The sequence below is a fragment of the Shewanella insulae genome (assembly GCF_009831655.1).
Taxonomy (GTDB): Bacteria; Pseudomonadota; Gammaproteobacteria; order Enterobacterales; family Shewanellaceae; genus Shewanella; species Shewanella insulae.
Map to the genome: position 1 here is coordinate 206,702 of NZ_WRPA01000004.1, position 21,149 is coordinate 227,850.

A 21,149-nucleotide genomic window follows, 5' to 3' on the forward strand; every position below is an offset into this window, starting at 1 on the left:
CTTGAGTTACTTAACGCTGGGCAAACTGACCAAGGACTATGTCGAACGCCTTGGAGAATGTCGATGGTCGCTTTCATCTGCGCGGTGAGGTAGAGCCCTATAGCGGTAAGGCCAAGTATTTCGCCGATCAGGGCTGGCTGAAGCAGCAAGCCATGCTTAGTCAGGGCAAGCTTAACGGCGAGCTGCTGGATTTCTATGAAAGCGGTGCCGTCGAGGCGGTCACGCATTATGTCGATGGTCAGATAACGGGGGTGACCCGTGTCTATCTGGAAGATGGCACCCTGAATAAGGAGATCCCTTATCAAGATGGGCTGAAAGAGGGCACGGAAAAACACTACAGCTTCGAGGGCGGCCTGTTGTCGGCGTCTATCGAGTATCGCCAGGGCAAGCGTAACGGCTGGAGCACGACCTATTGGGACTCAGACAGGTTAAGGAATCGCATCCATTATGTGGATGACCTGCGCGACGGCCTGTGGCAGCAGTATAGTTTCGGTAAGGTGGTGATCGAAGGCCCCATGGTGAAGGATAAGGAAGAGGGCGAGTGGCGATCCTATTTTCAGGACACAGACATCTTAAAGGGGATAGCTCATTTCAAGGCGGGTCAGCTAGACGGTGAGGTGACCGAGTTCTATCAAAATGGGGCCAAGGAGTGCGTCGAGTATTATGACTCGGGCAATAGGGTGGGAACCTGGAGTCGCTTCTATGATGATGGCAGCCTTGAGTTGGTGAAAAACTACCGAGACGACAAGCTACATGGCAGCTATAGGGAACATCATAGAAATGGTCCGCTCGCCTGGGAGGGGCAATACCAGAATGGCGAAAAGGTCGGTATATGGCGCCGCTTCAGCCCGGATGGTCAGCTTATCTCCGAACATGAGGAGCAAAGGGTAAGACTTGAAACGGACAACGTTGCGAGCGACGAGTAAGACGCTATTTTGTAAGGAATGAGTAAGGCATTAAATATGGAAGTGATTTTTACCAAGGGAGATGGCCGTTACGGCAAGCTTTGCTGCGTTCGTCAGGATGCCTGTCGCACCGAGACCCAGATGCCGGAGCAGGGGATAGCACCTCATGACATGATCCACTATGTGGTGGAGAAGACCCTGGCGATCTGTGGTGCTTTCTATGGCCAACTAAAGGCCGGGGCCAATATCAGCTTTACCCTGGAGCACAATCAGCTGTCGCGGCAGATTGCCGATAAGACCCAGGTGTGGCAGACAGAGTCTATGGTGGAGGCGCTGCAGTCTCTCTACTGGTCGCAGGATCTCAGCTTTGATGGCTTCTGCTACCTGCTCGCTCAAGGTTGCGAGCAGCGTCGGCTCGAAGTGCCTGAGGTGAGTGAGCATGAGTTCAGGCTGATGATAGCCGAGATCACAGAGCTTACTCGCCAATGGCAGGCCCTGACGCCGGGGCAGAGCATGTCTCTGTTCTTTTAAGCGACTTTTCACTGAGCTTGAGTCAAGGGCATTGGACCGAGATCTGGCTCATATTGATATCTGGCGCCTAGCTGTCGTATGCTGAGGCAATCAGCTAGTTTCAAGAGGCTTTGAAGATGAAGAGTAGATATTTAGGGATAGTCTTGTTGGTTATCGGCGTGGCCTTGGCGTGGTGGGGGTATAACATCTACGACTCTACCAGCTCGCAGATCAGCCGTGCGGTCAGTGGCGATACCCCCATAGAAGCCTGGGCCGGCATGGTCGGCGGCGCCATCTGTGTGCTAGTTGGCCTGCTGAAATTGAAATAGCCCTTGGGTTCAAGATGGCGCACATTCGCGACTATGTGAAAGTGAAAGAATGTGCGTATTAGATGAAAAGCCTGCATGATGCAGGCTTTTTACTTTTTGCAGGGAGTTTCTCTTGGTCCAAATAAGCTGGGCAGATCCTTTGCCCTTAGGCCGAGCGGGGTTTAGGCCTAATGAGTCCAATTTTTTAGAAACGGTAGCTCGCCATCAGGGTGGCCGACCACTGATTGCGCGATTCGGTAATGGGCGAATCGGCGATCTCCTCGCTCAGGCGGGTATAGCTTGTCTGCTGGGTTATGCGCCAGTTACTCGAAAGCGGCAGTATCAGCTGGTAACCGACATCATAGTTAATGCCAGCCTTGGCCTCGTACTGCGCACGCTTAGGCAGAGCCTCTTTCTTGCTGACGCCAAAGTAGTGATCGTTAAACTTGGCGCTGTTGTAGCTCACGCCCACAAAAGGCACCAGATCCAGACTTCCTAGGTTGAGGATCTGCTGATAGCGCACTCCCGCCACATAGCCTTTATATTCGCCGCTGATGTCGTGCTGGAAGTTGGTGGAAAGCACGCCGCGCGGCCCCACCTTGATATCCATGTTCAGGCCCAGATCTACGCTCATGCGACGCTCTTCCATGCCTGCCAGCACCTTAGACACATCCTTGTCCAGCCAGAGGCCGTTACCTGTCAGGTAGGTGCTGAAGGTAATGGCGTCTCTGTCTTTACCGTAGAGGCGGTAGTTGATGCCCTTGTCCAGATCCGCGTTGAAGCGATCGCCGTGATAGCCCACATTCACGCGGGGGCCGAAGCGGTTGTGGTCGCCGAAGGCAAATTTGTAGTCGTTCTTCTGTTCTTTGATGATGTCTGAGTTATAGCCAGCGCCAAACTCGACCACCCAGCCTCTGCTGTGATAGACCTGACCATTGCTGATATAGGTGTCTGACTCGGCGGCCTGGGCCAGATTGATGCTGCCAAGGGCAACTAGGGCTAAGGGAAGGTACTTCATTGCTCACTCCACTTTGAAGGTTTTCATTGGTTGAGAGCAATGTACTCGCTGGGCACTTAGATAAGTATCATGAGTTTGTAAGCCTGTGTCGCCTTTGTGTATGGCGGGCCGTGAATGCCCAAGACTTTGTTGTATAAAGGTAAAAAAGACCGGCCCAGTGGAGCCGGTCTTTGTGGCAATGTGTTGTGAGGCGAATGCTTACAGCTTAACCACCATCTTACCGCGGTTCTTGCCTTCGAACAGGCCGATAAAGGCCGCCGGGGCGTTGTCGAGTCCCTCGTAGACGGTCTGCTCGGCCTTGATCTGACCGCTGGCTAACCACTGGCCCATCTGCTTGGCAAACTCGCCGTAGTGCTGCCAGTGCTCGAATACGATAAAGCCCTCGACTCTGAGCTTCTTCATGATGATATAGCCAAGATTGCTCGGGCCAGGGGTCGGCTTGGTGTCGTTGTACTGGGCGATCATGCCACATACGGCGATACGGCCATGGTCGTTCATGTTATCCAGCGCCGCGGCTAGGTGCTCGCCGCCGACGTTCTCAAAGTAAACGTCAACGCCTTGCGGCGCGGCGGCCTTCAGCGCCTGGCTCAGGTTAGGCGTGGTCTTGTAGTTGATCACCTGCTCTATGCCCATCGCCTTGAGGGCCTCGGCTTTCTCGTCCGAGCCGACCGAGGCAACCACCTTGGCCCCCATCAAGAGACCTAGCTGACAGGCGACGCTGCCGACCGCGCCCGAGGCGGCCGAGACAAACAGGGTCTCACCTTCCTTTAGCTGAGCGATGCGGTTAAGGCCGGTCCAGGCTGTCATGCCTGGCATGCCCATGACGCCAAGGAAATGAGATTCAGACAGAGGAGTGTCCGGTAGCAGGGTGTGATCTGTACCGTCGGTGACATAGTGGCTGCGCCAGCCCTTCATGCTGCTGACCTTGCTGCCCACAGGGAAGCTCTCATGGTTCGACTCGATTACCTCACCAATGGCGCCGCCTTCCAGCACTTCGCCTAGGGCGAAGGGGGCGATATAGCTCTCTCTGTCTATCATGCGGCCGCGCATGTAAGGGTCGACCGACATCCATAGGTTTTTAACCAGGAATTCGCCCGGCTTGAGGGCCGGGAGTTCGACCTGCTTTAGGCCAAAGTTGGCTTGGGTTGGCATGCCTTCTGGGCGGCTGGCCAGTGTTATCTCTTGTGCTTGCATGGAATTAACCTCTTTTTGCTTTGCGCGCTAACTAATTATGGTAGACTCTACAAACAAATTGAGCGCAATGCAAATACTTTGTGCGCAAAGTAATGGTTTTACTGCCAGCCTATCGAGCGTCGTTTTTTGGTAAGATAGGCAGCAAGCGGTGAGACGATGGATGGCGTGGATGGGCAATTCCTTGAAATGCTTTGAGTAATATAGACAGCTAGAGTAGTGAGTAAGCAGATGAGTGACGAGCAAGTAATGAAAGAAGCCCCAGGCCTGGAGTCGCACCAAGACGGTGAGTGTCTGTCGGATAATGTTTGCTTCGCGCTTTACACCGCTGCTAATGCCCTAGTCCGGGCCTATCGCCCCTTGCTGCAAGAGTGCGATCTCACCTATCCGCAATACCTGGCGATGCAGGCGCTCTGGCTCAAAGATAATGCCAGCCTGACGGATCTCTCCCTGGCGACTCGTCTGGATCTCGGCACCTTAACCCCTATCGTCAAGCGACTAGAGGCCAAGGGGTTAGTGGTACGCCATGTGGACAGTCGGGATGAGCGCAAGAAGGTGATTCAGGTGACACCGGCCGGTGAGGGGCTCAAACAAGATGCACTGGCGCTGAAACAGCAGTTGCTGGAGAAGGTGAGCGTGTCGGACGCTGAACTGGAACAGCTGCGGCAGATCTGCCTTACCCTGACCCAAGATCTCAATTTAAAATAGGAAATTCATCATTTTATTCAGTCAGTTGACAGCCTTTTGCTTTAATTGAGAAAACACTGTTCTGCATGATGGTCAGTGAGTTGGGACTTTTTCTAGTAATTAACTTACCAGTTTTTGTATAATCGCGACCAATTTCGTGCCTATCGACTATGTGGCTCGCAGTTGAAGCAATTGAGCGATTTAAGCTTATGATTTGACTTAGGTAGTCCAGACTATAATAAAGGATAGGTGTAGACACTCTCAGTTTCCCATGGGGAAAAATCTCATGCAAAATCACTCTGACCTCCTCGACATAGGCGTGATAGGCCTAGGCGTCATGGGCAAGAATCTGGCGCTCAACATCGCCGACAACAGCTATCGCGTCGCCGCCTTCGATCTCGACGGCGCCAAGGTCGAAGCCCTACTGCAGCAGGAGCAAAAAGAGCGCCCTGCCAATTACGCACAGCGCATCGAAGGATGTAGCAATCTTTCAGAAATGTTATCCAGTCTCGCAAAGCCGCGCATCTTAGTCTTGTCGGTACCTGCCGGTGCGCCTGTGGATGGCGTCTGTAACGCCCTGTTAGAGGCCGGTATAGAGCAGGATGATATCGTGGTGGACACGGGCAATAGCCTGTGGACAGATACCGTCGCCCGCGAAGCTCAATACCAGGGCAAGTTTAGCTTCTTTAGCTGCGCCATCTCAGGCGGCGAGATGGGCGCGCGCTTCGGACCCTCTCTGATGCCGAGCGGCGACATCAAGGCGTGGGACAGAATCAAGCCCATCTGGGAGGCGATTGCCGCCAAGGTCGATCCTAAGACCGGCCTGCCCATAGAGCGTCAGGAGCCGGGTAACCCAGTGACCGAGGGCGAGCCATGCACTACCTACATAGGCCCGGCAGGCGCCGGTCACTACGTAAAGATGGTACATAACGGCATCGAATACGCCGACATGCAGTTGATCTGCGAGGCCTATCAGCTACTTAGCGATGGTCTTGGGCTGAGCGCCGCCGAGGTGGGTGAGATCTTCGCTCGCTGGAACCGGGGGAGCCTCAACAGCTATCTGATGGAGATCAGCGCCGATGTACTTTCTCAGGCCGATCCCTTAACCGGCAAGCCGCTGGTGGAGATGATCCTGGATAAGGCGGGTCAGAAGGGCACAGGCCTGTGGACCGCGGTCAGCAGTCTGCAGATTGGTTGCCCGGCGCCAACCATAGCCGAGGCGGTCTATGCCAGGGCGGTCAGTACCCAGAAGCATCAGCGTCAGCAGCTGAGCCTGTTGCTGGCAGGTCCCGAGCCGCTCACATTGAGTGATGATGAGCGCGCCACCTTTATCGATGAGCTGGAAAATGCCCTCTACTGCGCCAAGATCGCCTGTTATGCCCAGGGGTTCCAGCTGATGGCGATGAATGCTCAGGAGCGCGGCTGGCAGTTGGATTTTGCCGAAATCGCCAAGATCTGGCGTGCCGGCTGTATCATTCGCGCCACCTTCCTGCAATCTATCACCCAGGCCTATCAGCAGGCGCAGAAGGTGGGAGAGCCTCTCGACAACCTGCTGATGGCTGAGACCTTTAGCCTGGCACTGTCCGCCAAGCAGCAAGATTGGCGCCGCGCCGTGGCAAGGGCGATCATGAGCGGTGTGCCCGTGCCCTGTATCGGCTCGGCGCTGGCCTACTACGACAGCTATCGCAGCGAGACCCTGCCGGCCAATCTGCTTCAGGGTCAGCGGGACTTCTTCGGCGCCCACAGCTTCGAGCGTATCGACAAGCACGCTGGCGAGAAGTATCACCTCAACTGGAGCCATAGCGAACGCACGCTGGAGAAGCTCTAGTGCATCATTAAGCTTCAATAAAAAGAAAACCGCTAGTCAGTCGCTAGCGGTTTTTTTATCTCAGTGTTGTGGCCTGTACTTATATCAATCACGGCAAGTAAGTGATCAGTTATTTGCCGTGATTGGAATTAGCCCTGACAGCCACCACTCTCATAGCAGCTTGGCTTGCGCGGACAACTGGCGCCGCGGGCGCAGATGAGTCTGGCCTCGCTGTCGATACCGCGCTCGACCCAATTGATATTGAGGATCTTGGCCACTCGTTTGATGTCAGTCTTGATGTTGCTGGGCAGGGGCGAAGAGCCACCGTTGTCGACACAGGCTTCCTTGAGCTGCTGCGCCACTTGATTGGCGTCGCCACCCTGGGCCTCGATGGCCGGGTTGAGGTCGATACCGGCGCAGAGCACATGGGGGTTGCCCGCCAAGTCTTTCACCCGAATCGATTCGCAGCAGTAGATCTTAGGCTCGTTGGCCACATCTAGGATGGAGATCTGCGCCGAGGAGCCCTGAGTCGAGGCGTTGATCATCCTAAATACCGCCCAGTGCTGGCAGGGATCTTCCACCTGGCGCATGTTGCCCCAAGGCAATGGGATGCCGTTGCCTCGGTATACGGCCTTGAGCTTACCGGGCGAGTAGGCATCGAAATAGTGCCAGTGGCTGTAGGGAGAGACTGCCGTCATGCGGCGCATGGCCACCGAGGGAGAGACATCTACCAACTTGGCTACATCTATCTCATAGCCGTGACGGTCGAGCAGTTGCCTGAAAGGCACCTTAGGGCAGAGCAGGGCGCCGGCGAAGAAGCTGGACTCGAAATCCCGCCAGGCATGCAGGATATCCTGGGCATCTACGGTCGAGGATTGCATGGGACTATCGGCATCATCCACCAGGCTGGTGCCATGGCTGCGCCCGGCGACCATGATGCTCTTCAGACCATCCTTGTTGTGCAGCACGCAGTGGCCGATATGGACGGCCAGGTCGTACTTGAGCCGTCGAGTATGTTGGTTAAGTAATTGATTGAGGCAGATCTTATTGGGTTGCTCGAAATAGGAGGTGATGATATGTTGCTTGCCGGTGCCGGCCTCTTCGCGGATCGCCTTGGGCGCCCGGGTAAACCATTTCACCACTAGGCCGAGGCGCTGCACTATGGCCAGCAGATCCTCTAGGCTCAGCGGCATGCGTTTGAGCCCAACCTCTTCGGCGGCGCGCTCGAGATCGGGAAAATGGTTCTGATGATGTTCCTGATGGGCGCGGATCAGCAGGTGGGCAAACTGACGGCCGCTGATCCCCGTCTGTGAGAGCATCTCAGGAATGGCGATCTGTAGTATCTCGTTGGAAAACAGGAAGCTTGGCTCCAGCGCCATGCCGCTGATCCCGCCGCGAGAGCCTTTGACCGGAGTGATCGCCTGCTCCTCTGGGGCATCGTCGAGAAACCAGTCCACCTCCTTTTGAAACACGGCGGCGATCACCGCCAACATGCCGGCACTGGGCACGCGTTTACCGCGTTCTATCATGGAGAGGTAGGAGACAGAGGGGGCCGAATCCGCGTCCACCCTGATACAGCGGGCTGACAGATCTTCCATGGTTAGATTATTGCGCTTCCTGAGATTACGTATCTTAGTCCCCAGGAAATGCGACTTTCTCATCAAGCTGCTATTGGTCTTCATTTTGTAAAATTCACAATGTGAAATTTCTATTGTGAAATTGTAATGAAAAAGTCGCTAGACTACAAATTAAGCAATCGGGGAAGCGATAAATCCCTTAGAGCGCCACTTAAAGCTGTAGGGCAAAAATGTCATCAGCGAGTCAAACATAGCAATAGATAGCATGAGTGAGAGGGATGAGGCGATGAATATACAGACAGAGCAACTAGACCAGAGTATTTACAACTTCATCAAGCAGGTAATGCCTATGACACAAGTGAATGGAAACAACGCGCTGGCACCTCAGATGGAGCAGCAAGATGGCCTGACTTATGCCAAGCAGATCTTAGATCAGTACTTTCCCCTGAGTCAGGGATCGCACCAGGATGTCTGCAGCTATGTGATCTATTACAAGCAACTACTGGCCTTCTTCGCCGACGGCAGCCAGAGCGGTCTGGCGCAGCCCCGACAGTTTGTTGCCCTCTCAGGTCACAAGTGCGAGCCAAGCTCTCTGGTGCTGAAGAACAACGGTTTCCACATCGAGATTGCACTGGATCGTCGCGGCGAGCAGGGACGTCACGATCTTGCCGGCATCAACGACGTACAGGTCGAGGCGGCGCTGATGACAATCGTCGATAATGAGCAGAGCCCATGCCTGCGTACCTGGACCAGCCTGGTGACAGGGCAGGCCGACCAGCACTGTAAAGAGTTCACCTCGAAAGACGGGACCGAATACCGCCTCTAACTTGTGTGATGACTCGCCATAAAAAATGCCAGCAATTGCTGGCATTTTTTATGTCTGTGCTGGTTTCCTTTCTAGGCCAAGGCAAGGCCCAGGCTGAACAGGGCGCTGAAGATCACCGTGAGTTTCGCCGTGCGTCCCAGCAGTGGGTTTAACGCCGCTCCCGAGGTCTGGCTAAATTCGCTGTTGAGCTTGCGTGCCAGGATCAGTGCCAGGCCGCCGAGCAACACAGGTAACCCAGGTAAGATGCCGAGCAGAAAACCACCTATGACGAGGGCGAAAGGCAGGTAGACCAAGGCCTGATACAGGACTCTGGCTTGACCTTCGCCTATCTTGACCGCCAGGGTGCGTTTGCCCGCCTTGGCATCTGTGGGGATGTCGCGGGTGTTGTTCACCAGCATCACGGCGGCGTTAAACAGGCCGATGGCGCTGCCTAGTATCCAGGCGGCGACACTCGTGTCATGGGCCTGCAGGTAGTAGCTGCCGACCACGGCCACCAGGCCGAAGAAGATGAAGGCGGCGACCTCACCCAGGCCATGGGAGGCCAGAGGGTAGGGGCCTCCGCTATATCCCAGGGCGCCCAGGATAGAGGCGGCGGCTAGGATGGCGATGGGCCAGCCACCATGGTAGATAAGCAAAGAGCCCACCAGTAACGCCAGCACCAGGCAGGCGATCATGGCGTTGCGCACCTTGCTCGGGTCGAGCAGGCCACTCTGGGTGACGCGAACCGGGCCGAGTCGCTCCTCGGTGTCGATGCCACTCTTAAAATCGAAGTAGTCGTTGGCCAGGTTAACGGCGATCTGCAGCAATAGTGCGCACAACATGGAGGTGGCGGCAATTAGCCAGCTAAATTGTGTCAGTGATAGGGCGAGCGCATTGCCGACTAAGATAGGGCCAATGGCTGCGGGAAGAGTACGTGGGCGTGTCGCCAGGATCCAGGGATTCATTATCTGTGTTCGTAATTATTAGGTAGGGATTGAGTCAGGCTCGAAAATATAGCCCAAGCATAGCAAATAAGCCCAAGTCGATGAAGCGCTTGCATTAGCATTATGTGAACAGCCTCGTTTTATTTTTCCGGGATCTTTAGGATAATCCCCCAAGCCTTTAATAAACCTTAAACGCCTTGTTAAAAATTTGTGTAATTTTGACGCGGCGCACACCTTTGCTGCTTCTTTCCATCAAATCTGTTGCCAGCCTCAAAGATCTCCGGCCTGACATGTGCTGTTATAGCTGTCTGACGGTGAGATTCAGCCGGGAATGCTTTAAGCTTATCTAATTAATTTATATAGGTTTTATAAATTTAATACTTAGGTCGAATAAGGCTTTTTGGCGGCGAGAGACAAGGATCAGGATGATGCGTTTTGATGAACAGGTAGCTGTCGTCACAGGAGCTGGGGCAGGCTTAGGACGAGCCTATGCGATCGCCTTAGCCGAGCGCGGTGCGCGCTTGGCCATTATCGATTCGGGATGCGGCGATAGCCGCTGTCAGACCTATAGTGGTGCCGGCCTCAATAAGACGGCTCGTACCCTGACCGAGCTGGGCGCCGACTGCCTGAGCTTTCAGGTGGATGTGTGTGACAGTCAGGCTCTGGCCGAGGTTGTTGAGTCTGTGATGGCACGCTGGGGGCGTATTGACATAGTCGTCAACAATGCCGGCATCCACAATCCCGTGTCGTTCGACAGCCTGAGCTTCGATCAATGGCAGCGTCAGCTGGATGTGGATCTCAACGGCAGTTTCCACCTGACCAAGTTGGTGTGGCCTTTGATGAAGCGGCAAAACTATGGCCGTATCGTGATGACGGCGGGAGCCAGCGGTCTCTATGGCGACATGCATGAGACCCACTACAGTGCCAGCAAGATGGCGCTTATAGGCCTGGTTAACAGCCTGGCCAAGGAGGGGCGGGACTATAACATCTCGGTCAATACCCTGGTGCCCCAGGCGTTGACCGCCATGACGGAGCATCATCTCAGCCCCTTGGTGAAACCGCTGTTTAGCACCTCGTCTGTCAATGCCACGCTGCTCTATCTCTGTTCCTCTCATGCCTGTAGTGGCCAACACCTGCTTGCCGCCGCCGGTAGCGTAAGCCATGGAATGTTTGTCGAGTTTCAGCCGCTGCGAATCGTCGAAGATGATTGCAAGCCCGAGGTGATCGCCCTGCGCTGGGATGAACTTTATCGGGCGCAGCCTTGCCATTACCACGAGAGCGGCGAGGAGCAGGTGACCGCCTGGGCAAGGCGCAGCGCCGCCGAGCATCATGTCGACATCGAATAGCCGGCGGTGACAAATTGCTGCAGGAAGCGCCAGGAAAGGTCAACGGGCCCTAGCAAGATAAGGGGAATCTAAGGTAAGCTTGACGACCAATATTGATGAGTTATCGGTGAGGTTGCATGAGTCAGGTATTAGATGATCTCTTATCCCTGTTATCGCTCGAACAGATAGAGGTCGGCCTCTATCGCGGTCAGAGCCAAGATCTGGGGTTCGGCCATGTGTTTGGCGGACAGGTCATGGGCCAGGCCCTCAGCGCAGCGGCGCAAACCGTCGACAGTGAGCGTCAGGTGCACTCCTTCCACTCCTATTTCTTGCGTGCCGGTGATGAGAAACTGCCCATCGTCTATGACGTTGAAAATATGCGTGACGGTGGCAGCTTTAGTGCCCGCCGAGTGAAGGCGATTCAGAAGGGCAGACCCATTTTCTACATGACCTGCTCCTTTCAAAAGCCCGAGCAAGGCCTAGATCACCAGAGTCAGATGCCCGATGTGCCTGGGCCAGAGGGCTTGCTTAATCAGCAGGAGCTGGCTTCGACACTCAGAGACAAGGTGCCGCGTAAGGTGCTGGAGAAGTTTATGGCGGATTCGCCACTGGAGATGCGTCTGGTGAACCCTTGTAATCCCATGGCACCTAACCAACGCGAGCCCATCAGACATGTGTGGATCCGTGCCAATGGTAAGGTGCCTAACGATCTCTCGGTGCACGAATATCTGCTGGCCTATGCCTCAGACTTTAATTTCCTGGTGACGGCGGCTCAGCCCCACGGCGTCTCCTTCTTAACCCCTGGCATGCGTATGGCGACCATAGATCATGCCATGTGGTTCCACCGTCCGCTGGATCTCAGCCAGTGGTTGCTCTATAGCATAGATAGCCCCAATGCCGGTGGCGGTCGTGGCTTCGTGCGCGGCGAGTTTTACACCCAGAGTGGTGAGCTGGTAGCCTCGGCAACCCAGGAAGGCTTGATTCGATTAACACAGGGATAAATGAAACAGTGAGTGAAAGGTTGAATGTGATGAAGATGAAAATGAAAGCCATATTGGCGTCTTTGCTGCTTATTTTGTTGGCGGGCTGTGTGACGGTAGAGCCCGAGCCGCCGATTTTCGTCAATGGCGCCGCCGGTTATCTGGAGAAGATCAATCTGCCCCAAGGTTGCAGCATTACCATAGCCGTGATCGATCTCGACACCCCGGGCGCCATCATCGCCCAGAAGAGCTTCGATATCGCCAGAGCCCCGGTGCCCTTTAAGTTTGCCTTCGCCCGCGAGACCATAGACAAGAGTGTCAACTATGGTGTGGTCGCCATGATCCAGTATCAGGGCAAGGTGATCTTCCAGACCTACGACAGGTTTCCGGTGATTAATAACGGCAAGTACACCACGGAAGTGGTGATGAAACTGGTCAAGTAGACCTACTTGATGAAGCGAAGGGAGCCCAAGGGCTCCTTTTTTATGGCGCGTTTTCAGCGGAGCTCATAGAGGATAGCCTTCAGGCTCGGCTTTTGAGAATAGGCTTTGTGGATGAAACTTGCGGTTAGCCTTGGCGTATGAACTTTTGTGCAGGCCTTTGCAATTGGACACCTGGTTATTTGAGCAAGGCAACTCGAACAAAGGCAATTTGAACAAGGGTAATTTGAGCAAGAGTAATTTAAGAACAGACAATTTAAGAATAGGCAACTTGAGTAAATTTCAGTCAAGTGTCATCGCCTGAATCTTGATTTAATATATTTTATCCAATAGGGTGGGTTGATAATAATAACAAATCAAGGAAGAACAGATGCAGTTTATCGGCAGTCATCATCTCATCGGCAGTCTGCCCGGTGCCGACACCCCTGGCTCGTTCTCATCTCATCGAGAAGCTGAGTTCAAGCGTCAGCTTAATACCCACACTAACAAGATCAATAGCAACAATATCAATACCAATATCAATACCAACAAGATCAATACCAGTACCAACAATTCCAATAGGGAACATGATGGCTGGCGTTCGGCCTGTCGAAGCAGCGACGAGCCACACAATGCCTTTAAGGATAGAAGCTGGCAGCACCAAGAAGGCCGAGACCCGCTAGTTGCCAGCCTGGCTCTGATTAGTCTCGCAATGCTGAGTCTCGCGTCCGGCCTATTAACGATAGGGGCATAGCAGGAGTCTAGCTGGAGCATTCGCCGCCTCAGGCTAGCACCACGACGCTCGCCAAAGCTAAAACCAAAGCCATATTTTCAGCTACCCCCAGCCGCTCGCCCACTGCCATGCCATTTGCCCGCATTGTTTTGGGGGATAGCGGTGAGTTGCCGACATTAGCTGATAGCTCCATCCATACCCATTTATCTGCTTAGGCGTTGCTGCAAAGATGAGCAAACGCCCAGGCATCTCTTTCTCTCAGCGGGCATTCATCGCTGTTTTCAATCTATCAGAATGGTTAACAACCGCGCCGAATTACAGGGTCTTTGGGGATGTTGCTTGTTTGTTAATTTCTGAATTTATCTGAGTTCCGCTCGGTTGATCAACAAGTGATCGATGCGGATATGCGTCACGGAAATTAAAGGGGTATTATCAATATTTGTTTATTTTGTGTGATCTGGGTCGCGCATAGCTACGCAAAAAGAGGTATTGCTCTGGCTTATTGATTTGGATCAAGAACTTTTAGGTATTCATCTGGCAGGATACGCGCAAATGTAAGGATTTTGATAATAAAAACAACGTTAACTGTTGTATTAATGGAGTAGTATGATGAAAAAAACTATCGTTTCAGGTCTGATCGCTGCCGCCCTACTGTCTACTGGATTTGCCGCTTCTGCACACCAAGCTGGTGACATCATCGTTCGCGCCGGTGCTGTTACCGTTGCGCCAAATGAATCTAGCCAGGATGTCGTTACACCTGACCTAGGTAACCTAGGTGAGTTTTCTGTTAGCAGTAATACGCAATTAGGCCTGAACTTCGGTTACATGCTGACCGACAACTTTGGTATTGAACTGTTGGCCGCGACCCCCTTTAGCCATGACATTTCGCTAAAAGGTGTTGGTAAAGTGGCTGAGACCAAGCACCTGCCACCTACCTTAGTGGCTCAGTACTACTTCGGTTCGGCCGATTCTAAGTTACGTCCATATATCGGTGCCGGTGTGAACTTCACTAACTTCTTCGATAATGAGATCACTAATGATGCAGGCGGACGCCTATCGGATCTAAGTCTGTCAAACTCTTGGGGTGTGGCGGCGCAAGTGGGTATCGACTATCAGGTGAACAAGAACTGGTTGGTTAACGCCTCAGTTTGGTATGCGCAAATTAGCACTGACGCCAAGTTTAACTATACCTTCGACAATGCAGGTACTGCGACAACTGTGCCTGTGACTATCGAAACAGATATCAACCCTTGGGTTTACATGGTGAGCGTTGGCTACACCTTCTAATCCTCTGGATTAGGAATAGAAAAAGGAGCCAGTTGGCTCCTTTTTTTGTGCGTTTCTATTCGCCCTCGCTCGTGATTAGGGCTTTACTAGTGCGCCTTACTACTGCGCTTTCTTGGCAGCTTTTGCCGCCTTGCGCTCTTCCTTGGTGCGCCAGTGGCGTGTGTTGTAGATAAATTCCGGTAGACACTTGGTTAACCAAGCCACCAGGCGCCAACGCTTGGTGATATAGGCACGTCGCTTGCCCTTCTGCATCGCCTTGATCGCCTGCCGCGCCACCTCATGGGGAGGAGACAGCCAGAGGCGACTCTGCTGCATGGCTGCCTTGTCCAGCAGACCCAGCTGCAGGTCGGTGATGGTGATAGGCAGCTTAAGTCGCTGGGCATGCATACTTAGCCCCTCTAGATAGCTGCTGGCGTAGGCCTTGGAGGCATGATAGGCCACGCTGGGGCCGCCTCTGAGTCCGGCGATGGAGTTGATGGCCGCGAGCTGGCCATAGCCCTGGTCGACAAATAATCTGAATGCCGTATTGCATATGGCGCTATAGCCCTGCACATTGACGGTAATGATGTCCTGTTCCAGTGGCCAGGGGAGCGAGGCGTCATAGCCATTGAGGCCGGTATTGACGATCACCAGATGGGCACCGCCTAGCTGTTGCCAGACGCTCTCCAGTGTGGTGATGATTTCCCTCGGGCTCTCGATCGCCAGCTCATGCAGGCTGACCTGGGTGGGCAGAGACTGGGCAAATTCGGTAAGGGATTCGGTATCTTGTGCTAGAAGTGCCAGTTCCACGCCTTGCTGGGCAAGTTGTTTGGCAATTTCACGGCTAACGAGTGAGCTGGCGCCCACAATTATGGCTGTAGCTTGAGACATGAGGCTATTTCTCAACAAATGTTTCGCCTATGATATGAAGATCTCTGATAGAGAACAAGATTTATAGTATAGACATATGGACATCCAGAAGTCTTGATGTATGATTAGGAGCAAGAGTATGAACAGATGGTTGAAACCCCTAGCGGCAGTGGCGATGAGTGCGGGCCTGATGACGGCTTGTGCGACCCCAAATGCCAGCGTGGAGATCCAGGGGGAGGTTTGGTTTAAGGAGCGAATCGCCTTACCACCAGAGGCTGTGCTGTCGGTGCAGATCCAGGACGTGTCATTGATGGACGCGCCTGCCGTGGTGTTGGCGGCCTTCGAGCGTGATGATGTGACCACGCCGGCGCCCTTTACCTTTGTCATCCCAAGGGATCAGTTCGAGGCGGGCCATACCTATAGCGTGGGCGCCAAGATAAGCCTGGATGGCAAACTGATGTTTATCAATACTCAATCTTACCCCATAGATTTAGGCGATAGTGCGCCTATCTCTGTGCTAGTACAGCGCGTCGGCGGTTAAGGCGATACACCGCGCCGCTTGCGACATCTAGCCTATTGTGGGGCTCTGTTAACCAGGTCGAAAGAGGCGCGGTATGCCGGTAAAAATTCCCGATAATCTGCCAGCGGCGGAAATTCTCGAATCAGAAAATATCTTTGTCATGTCCGAGACCCGGGCGGCCAATCAGGATATCAGACCCATGAAGGTGCTGATCCTCAACCTGATGCCAAACAAGATAGAGACTGAAACCCAGCTGCTTAGACTACTCGGCAATACCCCCTTGCAGGTGGATGTGGATCTGCTGCGCATTCACGATAAGGCGTCCAAGCACACCTCTATTGACCACATGAACAATTTCTATCGTGATTTCGAGGCGGTGCGCCATAAGAATTACGATGGTCTGATCATCACCGGCGCGCCCCTGGGGCAGATAGAGTTCGAAGAGGTGACCTACTGGGATCATATACGCGAGATCATCGACTGGTCCCAACAACATGTGACCTCAGTGCTGTTTCTCTGCTGGGCGGCCCACGCGGCCCTGTACCACCTCTACGGTTTGCAGCGAAAGCTACTCTCGGCCAAGCGCTCCGGCGTGTTTAATCACCAGCGCACTCATAAACATTTTCCCCTGCTGCGGGGCTTCGACGATGAGTTCTTCGCGCCTCATTCCCGCTTCGCCGAGATGAATGTCGAGGATCTCAAGGCCCATAAGGAGCTACAGGTCTTGGCCGAGTCCGATGAGGCCGGTGCCTATCTGGTATTGAGCCGCAACAACCGCAACCTGTTTGTGATGGGCCATCCGGAATATCAAAAATCGACCCTGGGGGATGAGTATCAGCGGGATCTGGCAGAAGGGCTTAACCCTGCAATACCGAAGAACTATTTTCGCTGTGATGATCCCAGCCAGGCGCCCGTCGCCCGCTGGCATGGTCACGGCAGCCTGCTGGTCAGCAACTGGCTGAATTACTATGTCTACCAGCTGACCCCCTATGATCTCCATGACATGAGCGCCATCACGCCCTGGGAGCATGAGTATAAGGATGGGCAAGAGGATGACTAAGCCTGCCGCGCTTATCGAGACGCCAAGGCTCACCATGCGTCAGTTTGTGATGGAGGATGCCGAGGCCGTGTATCGTTTCTCCTCAAATCCTGAGGTGGTGCGCTATACCGGCGATGAGGATGCGATCAAGAGCCTGGACGATGCCAGGGGCGTCATAGAAAGCTACTGGCTCGCCGGATACCGCGAACATGGTTTTGCTCGCTACGCCTTGGTCAACAAGCAGGACGACGAGCTCATTGGCTTTTGCGGCATCAAGTATGAGCCGCTGCTCAATCGTGGTCAGGGTGGGGTGGACATAGGCTATCGCATGTTGCCCGAGTATTGGGGCAAGGGGCTGGCCACCGAGGCCGTTAGCGCCTGTTTGCGTTACGCCAGGGATACCTTAGGCATAAATTGCGTATACGCCGAGGTGATGAAGGAAAACGTCGCGTCCATCCGGGTGCTGGAGAAGGCGGGCATGGTGCGAATCGACAGTTATGAGGATCAAGGGGCTGAGCTTCATCTCTACCGCACGGCCTAGTCTGGGCGCGCAACTGACATCGAGGGTAAATTGCCAGAACCTTAGGTGACAGCGCTTGAAGAACAAGGTCTTAGGCGCTATTTTAGTGAGGACAGTTGATACCTTCATCGAGGCTCAACGGCTCCTAAACCAAGCGCCCGGTGTTCGCCAGACGCATCACCTTAGAGAATGGATCCTCATGTCAGAGCAACAGCAAGCCGTACTCCTGTTATTAGCACATCCCTCCCAACATAGATCCGAAGTTAATCTGCCCCTGTTCGAACTGGCCAAGAAGATACCGGGTGTCACCACTGTGGATCTCTATGGCGAGTATCCCGAATTTGATATCGACATCGAGCGTGAACAGCAGCGTCTGTTGGCCCACGATGTGGTGATATTTCAATTTCCCCTCTACTGGTATTCCACGCCCGCCATCCTAAAGGAGTGGCAAGACTTGGTGCTGGAATATGGCTTTGCCTATGGCACAGATGGCAATGCGCTCAAGGGGAAACGCTTCTTCTGTGCCATCACGGCAGGGGGCAAGGAGGAGGCCTATCAGGCAGAGGGCTATAATCATTTCACCCTGAGACAACTCCTGGCGCCCCTTGAGCAGACCGCCAGCCTCACCGGCATGCGCTATCTGCCGCCGTTCGCCCTGTTTGGCGCCCGCACCGCCGTCGAGGATGGACTGATGGCGCTGCACCTCGAGGAGTGGCGCGAGCTGCTCACCGCACTGGTGGCGGGCAAGCTCAATCGCCGTCTGGCCGCCAGGCTTGAGAAGTTAAACGGCCATCTTGATCAGATCATCACGGGGTAAGCGCTATGACCAATTATTTCCTGCAAGCCTTTATCTATCTGGTTGCCGCGGTGATCGCCGTGCCCCTGGCGAGGCGCTTTGGCCTGGGTTCGGTGCTTGGCTACCTGATCGCCGGGGTGGTGATAGGGCCGGTGATCGGCCTGGTGGGCGAGGAGACCTCGGTCATTCAGCACTTCGCCGAGTTTGGTGTGGTGATGATGCTGTTTGTGGTGGGGCTGGAGCTGGAGCCTAAGATGTTATGGGCCATGCGCCACCGCCTGCTGGGGTTGGGCGGGCTGCAGTTACTGCTGACCACGGGCGCGGTGGCGGCCATCGCCCTCTATTTCGGCCAGCAGTGGAGTATCGCCTTCACCATAGGCCTTATCTTCGCCCTGTCGTCGACGGCGATCGTGCTACAGACCTTTAATGAGAAGGGTCTCAGTCGCACCGATGGTGGCCGCAACGCCTTCTCGGTGCTGCTGTTTCAGGATATTGCTGTGATCCCCATGCTGGCCTTTATTCCGCTGCTGGCCCTGCCCGAACTGGTGGAACAGGCGCAGCAGGCGGCCACCCAGATGGCGGCGCAGCATGAGGAGATGAGCCTGGTTGCAGACCTGCCGCCCTGGGCCTATGCCATGGTGATGGTGGCGACCATCGGCATATTAGTCGTTGGTGGTCACTACCTGAGCCGCCCCCTGTTTCGTTTCGTGGCCTCATCCGGGGTGAGGGAGATCTTTACTGCCACCGCCCTGATGTTGGTGATCGGCATCGCGGCGCTGATGAGCCTGGTGGGGCTGTCACCAGCCCTGGGCACCTTTCTCGCGGGCGTGGTGCTGGCCAACAGTGAGTTTCGCCATGAGCTGGAGTCAAATATCGATCCCTTCAAGGGGCTGCTGCTGGGGCTCTTCTTTATCACCGTCGGTGCCGGCATCGACTTTGGCATTCTGTGGCAGGATCTCGGCCTCATCCTGGGACTGACTCTGGGGATCATAGTGCTGAAGGCCCTGGTACTCTTGCTGCTCACCCCTGTGTTTAAGATAGGGCAGAGTGACCGTTGGCTGTTTGCCCTGAGCCTAGCCCAGGCCGGGGAGTTCGGCTTTGTGCTGCTCAGTTTCACCGTGCAAAACCATGTATTGCCTGGTGAGCTGGCACAGCTACTCTCACTGGTGGTCGCCCTGAGTATGATGCTGACTCCCGGCCTATTTATCCTGTTTGAACGTGTGATAGAGCCGAGATATTGCACCAGCGAGGCCGAGCGCGAGGCTGATAACATCGACGAGCACGGCAGCGTGATCATCGCCGGTGTCGGCCGTTTTGGTCAGGTGGTCAATCGCCTGCTCAGCGCCAACGGTATCAAGACGGTCGTGCTGGACCATCAGATTAGCCAGGTGGATATGCTGCGCCGCATCAATGTGAAGAGCTATTTTGGCGATGCGACCCGCCCGGATCTGCTGCATACGGCGGGGATAGAGGAGGCTGCCTTGTTGGTGGTCGCCATGGACAATCGCGACAGCGCGGTGGAGCTGGTGAAGTATGTCAAGCATACCTATCCCAAGGTCAAGGTGCTTGCCCGGGCATTCGACCGCGGCCATGCCTATCTGCTGCGGGACGCCGGTGCCGACTTCATCCAGAAGGAGACCCTGCTGTCGGCACTTGAGCTAGGGGCCGATGCCATGAAGTGCCTGGGCTTTCATCCCTTCCATGTGGAGCAGCAGAAGAACACCTTCAAGCGCATCGAGAAGCGCAGCTCCGACATGCTCTATGGCGCCTGGAAAGATGACAGCAGCGGCGAGCGATTCGACAACAACTACCGCAAGCTGTTTATCGAGCTGGAGGAAACCATCAAGGCCGCCATGGCCAGAGATAGAAACGACAAGTATGCCATGAGTGAGCGGGGATGGACGCCGCCACCCAAGGGCTATGACGAGCTACTAGATGACGATGAGCCCCTAACAGCGAAGCGCGTGGATGACCCCATGTCATCGGCACCTAGTGATGAGCAGATCAAGCCTTAAGCACCGCTAAGCCTTAAGAGCCTTTAGGCTAGGTTGCAGTGCATCGGGGAGTGCCACATGTAGTGGTTGCTGGCTGAGTGGACAGGTGAAATCCAGGAAGCAGGCGGTAAGCTGCAGGTTAACATCGCTCGCCTCGGCGCCGCCGTGTTGTCGGTCGCCCACCACGGGAAAGTCTATGCTGGTCATGTGGATGCGGATCTGGTGCTTGCGGCCAGTTTCTATCTTTACCTGTACCAGCGACATATCCTGCGCGCTGTCGTACTCCACCAGGCTGGCGTGGGAGCACGCCGACTTGCCATCCACTTCAGTTGTGATGGTGCGCGTGCCCTTGGGAAACTCTCCCTTGACGATCACCCTGTACTGCTTATCGAGTTCGCGATGTTCGAACTGGGCCGCCAGCGCCGCCGTTGTCTTCTTGCTATGACCTATGATCACCAACCCAGTGGCGGCCCTGTCCAGACGGTGGATGATAAAGGCTGGGCGCTGCGGCGTGAGGTGGGTCTCCACGAAGCGGTTGATGGTGGTGTGATCGCTCCATTTAGAGCCCTGACACAACATGGCGTAAGGTTTGTACCAGATGCTGTATTCGCCCTTGTCCAGAATCAACTGAGCATCCTCCACCTCCTGGCCGAGCACCTTGGGGTTGTAGTAGAGGTGTAGCTGATCCCCAAGCTTCAGCGGCTTCTTGGCCCGGCGCAGGCGCTGGGTGTATTTGCCCCTTGTGAGCCATACCGCCCCCTTGGCCATCGCCTGTTTGATCTCCTGCTTAGAGAGTCGACTGGCCTCAGCCAACAGGGTACAGGCGTCCGTCTCTGTCTGGCTGACATTGAGGTGATGTTCGATAGGGCTTGGCTTGGGGTCTGCTTGCATGCTGGCGTTATCTTCTGCGGTACGGGCTAATTGGTGCCCGGGTG

The 21,149-nt window shown here is 54.7% G+C and carries 22 protein-coding genes; 16 read left to right on the plus strand and 6 right to left on the minus strand.

Translation table 11 applies throughout. The features are described from left to right. Nucleotides 1-38 precede the first annotated feature (38 nt). The 3 genes from GNT65_RS06590 to GNT65_RS06600 all read left to right on the plus strand — a co-directional run bounded on the left by GNT65_RS06590 (nt 39) and on the right by GNT65_RS06600 (nt 1,744). Complete coding sequence (locus GNT65_RS06590) at nt 39-926, plus strand: toxin-antitoxin system YwqK family antitoxin (protein ID WP_160794552.1); 888 nt, start codon at nt 39-41, stop codon at nt 924-926. Nucleotides 927-962: 36 nt separating this feature from the next. Then, complete coding sequence (locus GNT65_RS06595) at nt 963-1,436, plus strand: cytoplasmic protein (RefSeq protein WP_160794554.1); 474 nt, start codon at nt 963-965, stop codon at nt 1,434-1,436. A gap of 116 nt (nt 1,437-1,552) precedes the next feature. Continuing rightward, nucleotides 1,553-1,744 carry a DUF3185 family protein gene (locus GNT65_RS06600; protein WP_160794556.1) on the plus strand — a complete coding sequence of 64 codons (192 nt, stop codon included), beginning with the start codon at nt 1,553-1,555 and terminating at the stop codon, nt 1,742-1,744. Nucleotides 1,745-1,928: 184 nt separating this feature from the next. Here the strand turns inward: GNT65_RS06600 and GNT65_RS06605 are convergent, their stop codons facing one another. Both GNT65_RS06605 and GNT65_RS06610 read right to left on the minus strand, forming a co-directional pair. Continuing rightward, the gene (locus tag GNT65_RS06605; protein WP_160794558.1) at nt 1,929-2,741 is read right to left on the minus strand and encodes a MipA/OmpV family protein; all 813 of its coding nucleotides are present in this window, start codon (nt 2,739-2,741) and stop codon (nt 1,929-1,931) included. A 198-nt stretch (nt 2,742-2,939) separates the two neighbouring features. Further along, on the minus strand, nt 2,940-3,935 hold the full coding sequence (locus GNT65_RS06610; protein WP_160794560.1) for an NADP-dependent oxidoreductase: 996 nt from the start codon (nt 3,933-3,935) through the stop codon (nt 2,940-2,942). Nucleotides 3,936-4,163: 228 nt separating this feature from the next. On the opposite strand from GNT65_RS06610, the gene GNT65_RS06615 reads away from it, so the two are divergent. Both GNT65_RS06615 and gndA read left to right on the plus strand, forming a co-directional pair. Continuing rightward, complete coding sequence (locus GNT65_RS06615) at nt 4,164-4,640, plus strand: MarR family winged helix-turn-helix transcriptional regulator (RefSeq protein WP_244952114.1); 477 nt, start codon at nt 4,164-4,166, stop codon at nt 4,638-4,640. A 265-nt stretch (nt 4,641-4,905) separates the two neighbouring features. After that, entirely contained in the window at nt 4,906-6,447 is a 1,542-nt protein-coding gene (gene gndA, locus GNT65_RS06620) for an NADP-dependent phosphogluconate dehydrogenase (protein WP_160794562.1), read from the plus strand. Between the two features lie 128 nt (nt 6,448-6,575). Here the strand turns inward: gndA and GNT65_RS06625 are convergent, their stop codons facing one another. After that, nucleotides 6,576-8,108 carry a DUF3612 domain-containing protein gene (locus tag GNT65_RS06625; RefSeq protein WP_160794564.1) on the minus strand — a complete coding sequence of 511 codons (1,533 nt, stop codon included), beginning with the start codon at nt 8,106-8,108 and terminating at the stop codon, nt 6,576-6,578. Between the two features lie 181 nt (nt 8,109-8,289). On the opposite strand from GNT65_RS06625, the gene GNT65_RS06630 reads away from it, so the two are divergent. Beyond that, nucleotides 8,290-8,829, plus strand: coding sequence for an aldolase/citrate lyase/malate synthase family protein (locus tag GNT65_RS06630; RefSeq protein WP_160794566.1), 540 nt, complete (start codon nt 8,290-8,292; stop codon nt 8,827-8,829). A gap of 71 nt (nt 8,830-8,900) precedes the next feature. On the opposite strand, the gene GNT65_RS06635 is transcribed toward GNT65_RS06630, so the two are convergent. After that, a complete protein-coding gene (locus GNT65_RS06635) occupies nt 8,901-9,773 on the minus strand; it encodes a 1,4-dihydroxy-2-naphthoate polyprenyltransferase (protein WP_160794568.1) in 873 nt (290 codons plus the stop codon). 407 nt (nt 9,774-10,180) lie between these two features. Here GNT65_RS06635 and GNT65_RS06640 point away from each other — a divergent pair, with 407 nt between their 5' ends. From GNT65_RS06640 to ompW, 5 genes are all read left to right on the plus strand, one after another. Next, entirely contained in the window at nt 10,181-11,098 is a 918-nt protein-coding gene (locus GNT65_RS06640; protein WP_160794706.1) for an SDR family NAD(P)-dependent oxidoreductase, read from the plus strand. 116 nt (nt 11,099-11,214) lie between these two features. Then, entirely contained in the window at nt 11,215-12,078 is an 864-nt protein-coding gene (tesB, locus tag GNT65_RS06645) for an acyl-CoA thioesterase II (protein WP_160794570.1), read from the plus strand. Nucleotides 12,079-12,107: 29 nt separating this feature from the next. After that, nucleotides 12,108-12,500 (plus strand): YbaY family lipoprotein, encoded by a 393-nt coding sequence (locus tag GNT65_RS06650; protein WP_041509552.1) that lies wholly within the window; start codon nt 12,108-12,110, stop codon nt 12,498-12,500. A 367-nt stretch (nt 12,501-12,867) separates the two neighbouring features. Further along, complete coding sequence (locus tag GNT65_RS06655) at nt 12,868-13,230, plus strand: hypothetical protein (RefSeq protein WP_160794572.1); 363 nt, start codon at nt 12,868-12,870, stop codon at nt 13,228-13,230. A 585-nt stretch (nt 13,231-13,815) separates the two neighbouring features. Next, nucleotides 13,816-14,496 (plus strand): outer membrane protein OmpW, encoded by a 681-nt coding sequence (gene ompW, locus GNT65_RS06660; RefSeq protein WP_160794574.1) that lies wholly within the window; start codon nt 13,816-13,818, stop codon nt 14,494-14,496. Nucleotides 14,497-14,595: 99 nt separating this feature from the next. Here the strand turns inward: ompW and GNT65_RS06665 are convergent, their stop codons facing one another. Further along, on the minus strand, nt 14,596-15,366 hold the full coding sequence (locus GNT65_RS06665; RefSeq protein WP_041509345.1) for an SDR family NAD(P)-dependent oxidoreductase: 771 nt from the start codon (nt 15,364-15,366) through the stop codon (nt 14,596-14,598). Between the two features lie 118 nt (nt 15,367-15,484). Here GNT65_RS06665 and GNT65_RS06670 point away from each other — a divergent pair, with 118 nt between their 5' ends. The 5 genes from GNT65_RS06670 to GNT65_RS06690 all read left to right on the plus strand — a co-directional run bounded on the left by GNT65_RS06670 (nt 15,485) and on the right by GNT65_RS06690 (nt 20,235). Next, entirely contained in the window at nt 15,485-15,886 is a 402-nt protein-coding gene (locus GNT65_RS06670; RefSeq protein WP_041509346.1) for a YbaY family lipoprotein, read from the plus strand. Nucleotides 15,887-15,959: 73 nt separating this feature from the next. Further along, nucleotides 15,960-16,925, plus strand: a complete 966-nt coding sequence (gene metA / locus GNT65_RS06675; protein ID WP_160794576.1) for a homoserine O-acetyltransferase MetA — start codon at nt 15,960-15,962, stop codon at nt 16,923-16,925. Next, a complete protein-coding gene (locus tag GNT65_RS06680) occupies nt 16,918-17,445 on the plus strand; it encodes a GNAT family N-acetyltransferase (RefSeq protein WP_244952115.1) in 528 nt (175 codons plus the stop codon). The genes metA and GNT65_RS06680 overlap by 8 nt, the downstream gene beginning before the upstream one ends. A 178-nt stretch (nt 17,446-17,623) precedes the next feature. After that, nucleotides 17,624-18,241 (plus strand): NAD(P)H-dependent oxidoreductase, encoded by a 618-nt coding sequence (locus GNT65_RS06685; RefSeq protein WP_160794580.1) that lies wholly within the window; start codon nt 17,624-17,626, stop codon nt 18,239-18,241. 5 nt (nt 18,242-18,246) lie between these two features. Then, nucleotides 18,247-20,235 carry a monovalent cation:proton antiporter-2 (CPA2) family protein gene (locus tag GNT65_RS06690; RefSeq protein ID WP_160794582.1) on the plus strand — a complete coding sequence of 663 codons (1,989 nt, stop codon included), beginning with the start codon at nt 18,247-18,249 and terminating at the stop codon, nt 20,233-20,235. A 6-nt stretch (nt 20,236-20,241) separates the two neighbouring features. Here GNT65_RS06690 and GNT65_RS06695 read toward each other — a convergent pair whose 3' ends face one another. Beyond that, a complete protein-coding gene (locus GNT65_RS06695) occupies nt 20,242-21,105 on the minus strand; it encodes an RluA family pseudouridine synthase (RefSeq protein WP_160794584.1) in 864 nt (287 codons plus the stop codon). Between the last annotated feature and the right edge of the window lie 44 nt (nt 21,106-21,149).

Excerpts from the sequence above, each read along its gene's own strand:
- GNT65_RS06590 (WP_160794552.1), top strand. The coding sequence starts at position 39 with ATGTCGAACGCCTTGGAGAATGTCGATGGTCGCTTTCATCTGCGCGGT.
- GNT65_RS06595 (WP_160794554.1), top strand. The coding sequence starts at position 963 with ATGGAAGTGATTTTTACCAAGGGAGATGGCCGTTACGGCAAGCTTTGC.
- GNT65_RS06600 (WP_160794556.1), top strand. The coding sequence starts at position 1,553 with ATGAAGAGTAGATATTTAGGGATAGTCTTGTTGGTTATCGGCGTGGCC.
- GNT65_RS06605 (WP_160794558.1), bottom strand. The coding sequence starts at position 2,741 with ATGAAGTACCTTCCCTTAGCCCTAGTTGCCCTTGGCAGCATCAATCTG.
- GNT65_RS06610 (WP_160794560.1), bottom strand. The coding sequence starts at position 3,935 with ATGCAAGCACAAGAGATAACACTGGCCAGCCGCCCAGAAGGCATGCCA.
- GNT65_RS06615 (WP_244952114.1), top strand. The coding sequence starts at position 4,164 with ATGAGTGACGAGCAAGTAATGAAAGAAGCCCCAGGCCTGGAGTCGCAC.
- gndA (WP_160794562.1), top strand. The coding sequence starts at position 4,906 with ATGCAAAATCACTCTGACCTCCTCGACATAGGCGTGATAGGCCTAGGC.
- GNT65_RS06625 (WP_160794564.1), bottom strand. The coding sequence starts at position 8,108 with ATGAAGACCAATAGCAGCTTGATGAGAAAGTCGCATTTCCTGGGGACT.
- GNT65_RS06630 (WP_160794566.1), top strand. The coding sequence starts at position 8,290 with ATGAATATACAGACAGAGCAACTAGACCAGAGTATTTACAACTTCATC.
- GNT65_RS06635 (WP_160794568.1), bottom strand. The coding sequence starts at position 9,773 with ATGAATCCCTGGATCCTGGCGACACGCCCACGTACTCTTCCCGCAGCC.
- GNT65_RS06640 (WP_160794706.1), top strand. The coding sequence starts at position 10,181 with ATGCGTTTTGATGAACAGGTAGCTGTCGTCACAGGAGCTGGGGCAGGC.
- tesB (WP_160794570.1), top strand. The coding sequence starts at position 11,215 with ATGAGTCAGGTATTAGATGATCTCTTATCCCTGTTATCGCTCGAACAG.
- GNT65_RS06650 (WP_041509552.1), top strand. The coding sequence starts at position 12,108 with ATGAAGATGAAAATGAAAGCCATATTGGCGTCTTTGCTGCTTATTTTG.
- GNT65_RS06655 (WP_160794572.1), top strand. The coding sequence starts at position 12,868 with ATGCAGTTTATCGGCAGTCATCATCTCATCGGCAGTCTGCCCGGTGCC.
- ompW (WP_160794574.1), top strand. The coding sequence starts at position 13,816 with ATGATGAAAAAAACTATCGTTTCAGGTCTGATCGCTGCCGCCCTACTG.
- GNT65_RS06665 (WP_041509345.1), bottom strand. The coding sequence starts at position 15,366 with ATGTCTCAAGCTACAGCCATAATTGTGGGCGCCAGCTCACTCGTTAGC.
- GNT65_RS06670 (WP_041509346.1), top strand. The coding sequence starts at position 15,485 with ATGAACAGATGGTTGAAACCCCTAGCGGCAGTGGCGATGAGTGCGGGC.
- metA (WP_160794576.1), top strand. The coding sequence starts at position 15,960 with ATGCCGGTAAAAATTCCCGATAATCTGCCAGCGGCGGAAATTCTCGAA.
- GNT65_RS06680 (WP_244952115.1), top strand. The coding sequence starts at position 16,918 with ATGACTAAGCCTGCCGCGCTTATCGAGACGCCAAGGCTCACCATGCGT.
- GNT65_RS06685 (WP_160794580.1), top strand. The coding sequence starts at position 17,624 with ATGTCAGAGCAACAGCAAGCCGTACTCCTGTTATTAGCACATCCCTCC.
- GNT65_RS06690 (WP_160794582.1), top strand. The coding sequence starts at position 18,247 with ATGACCAATTATTTCCTGCAAGCCTTTATCTATCTGGTTGCCGCGGTG.
- GNT65_RS06695 (WP_160794584.1), bottom strand. The coding sequence starts at position 21,105 with ATGCAAGCAGACCCCAAGCCAAGCCCTATCGAACATCACCTCAATGTC.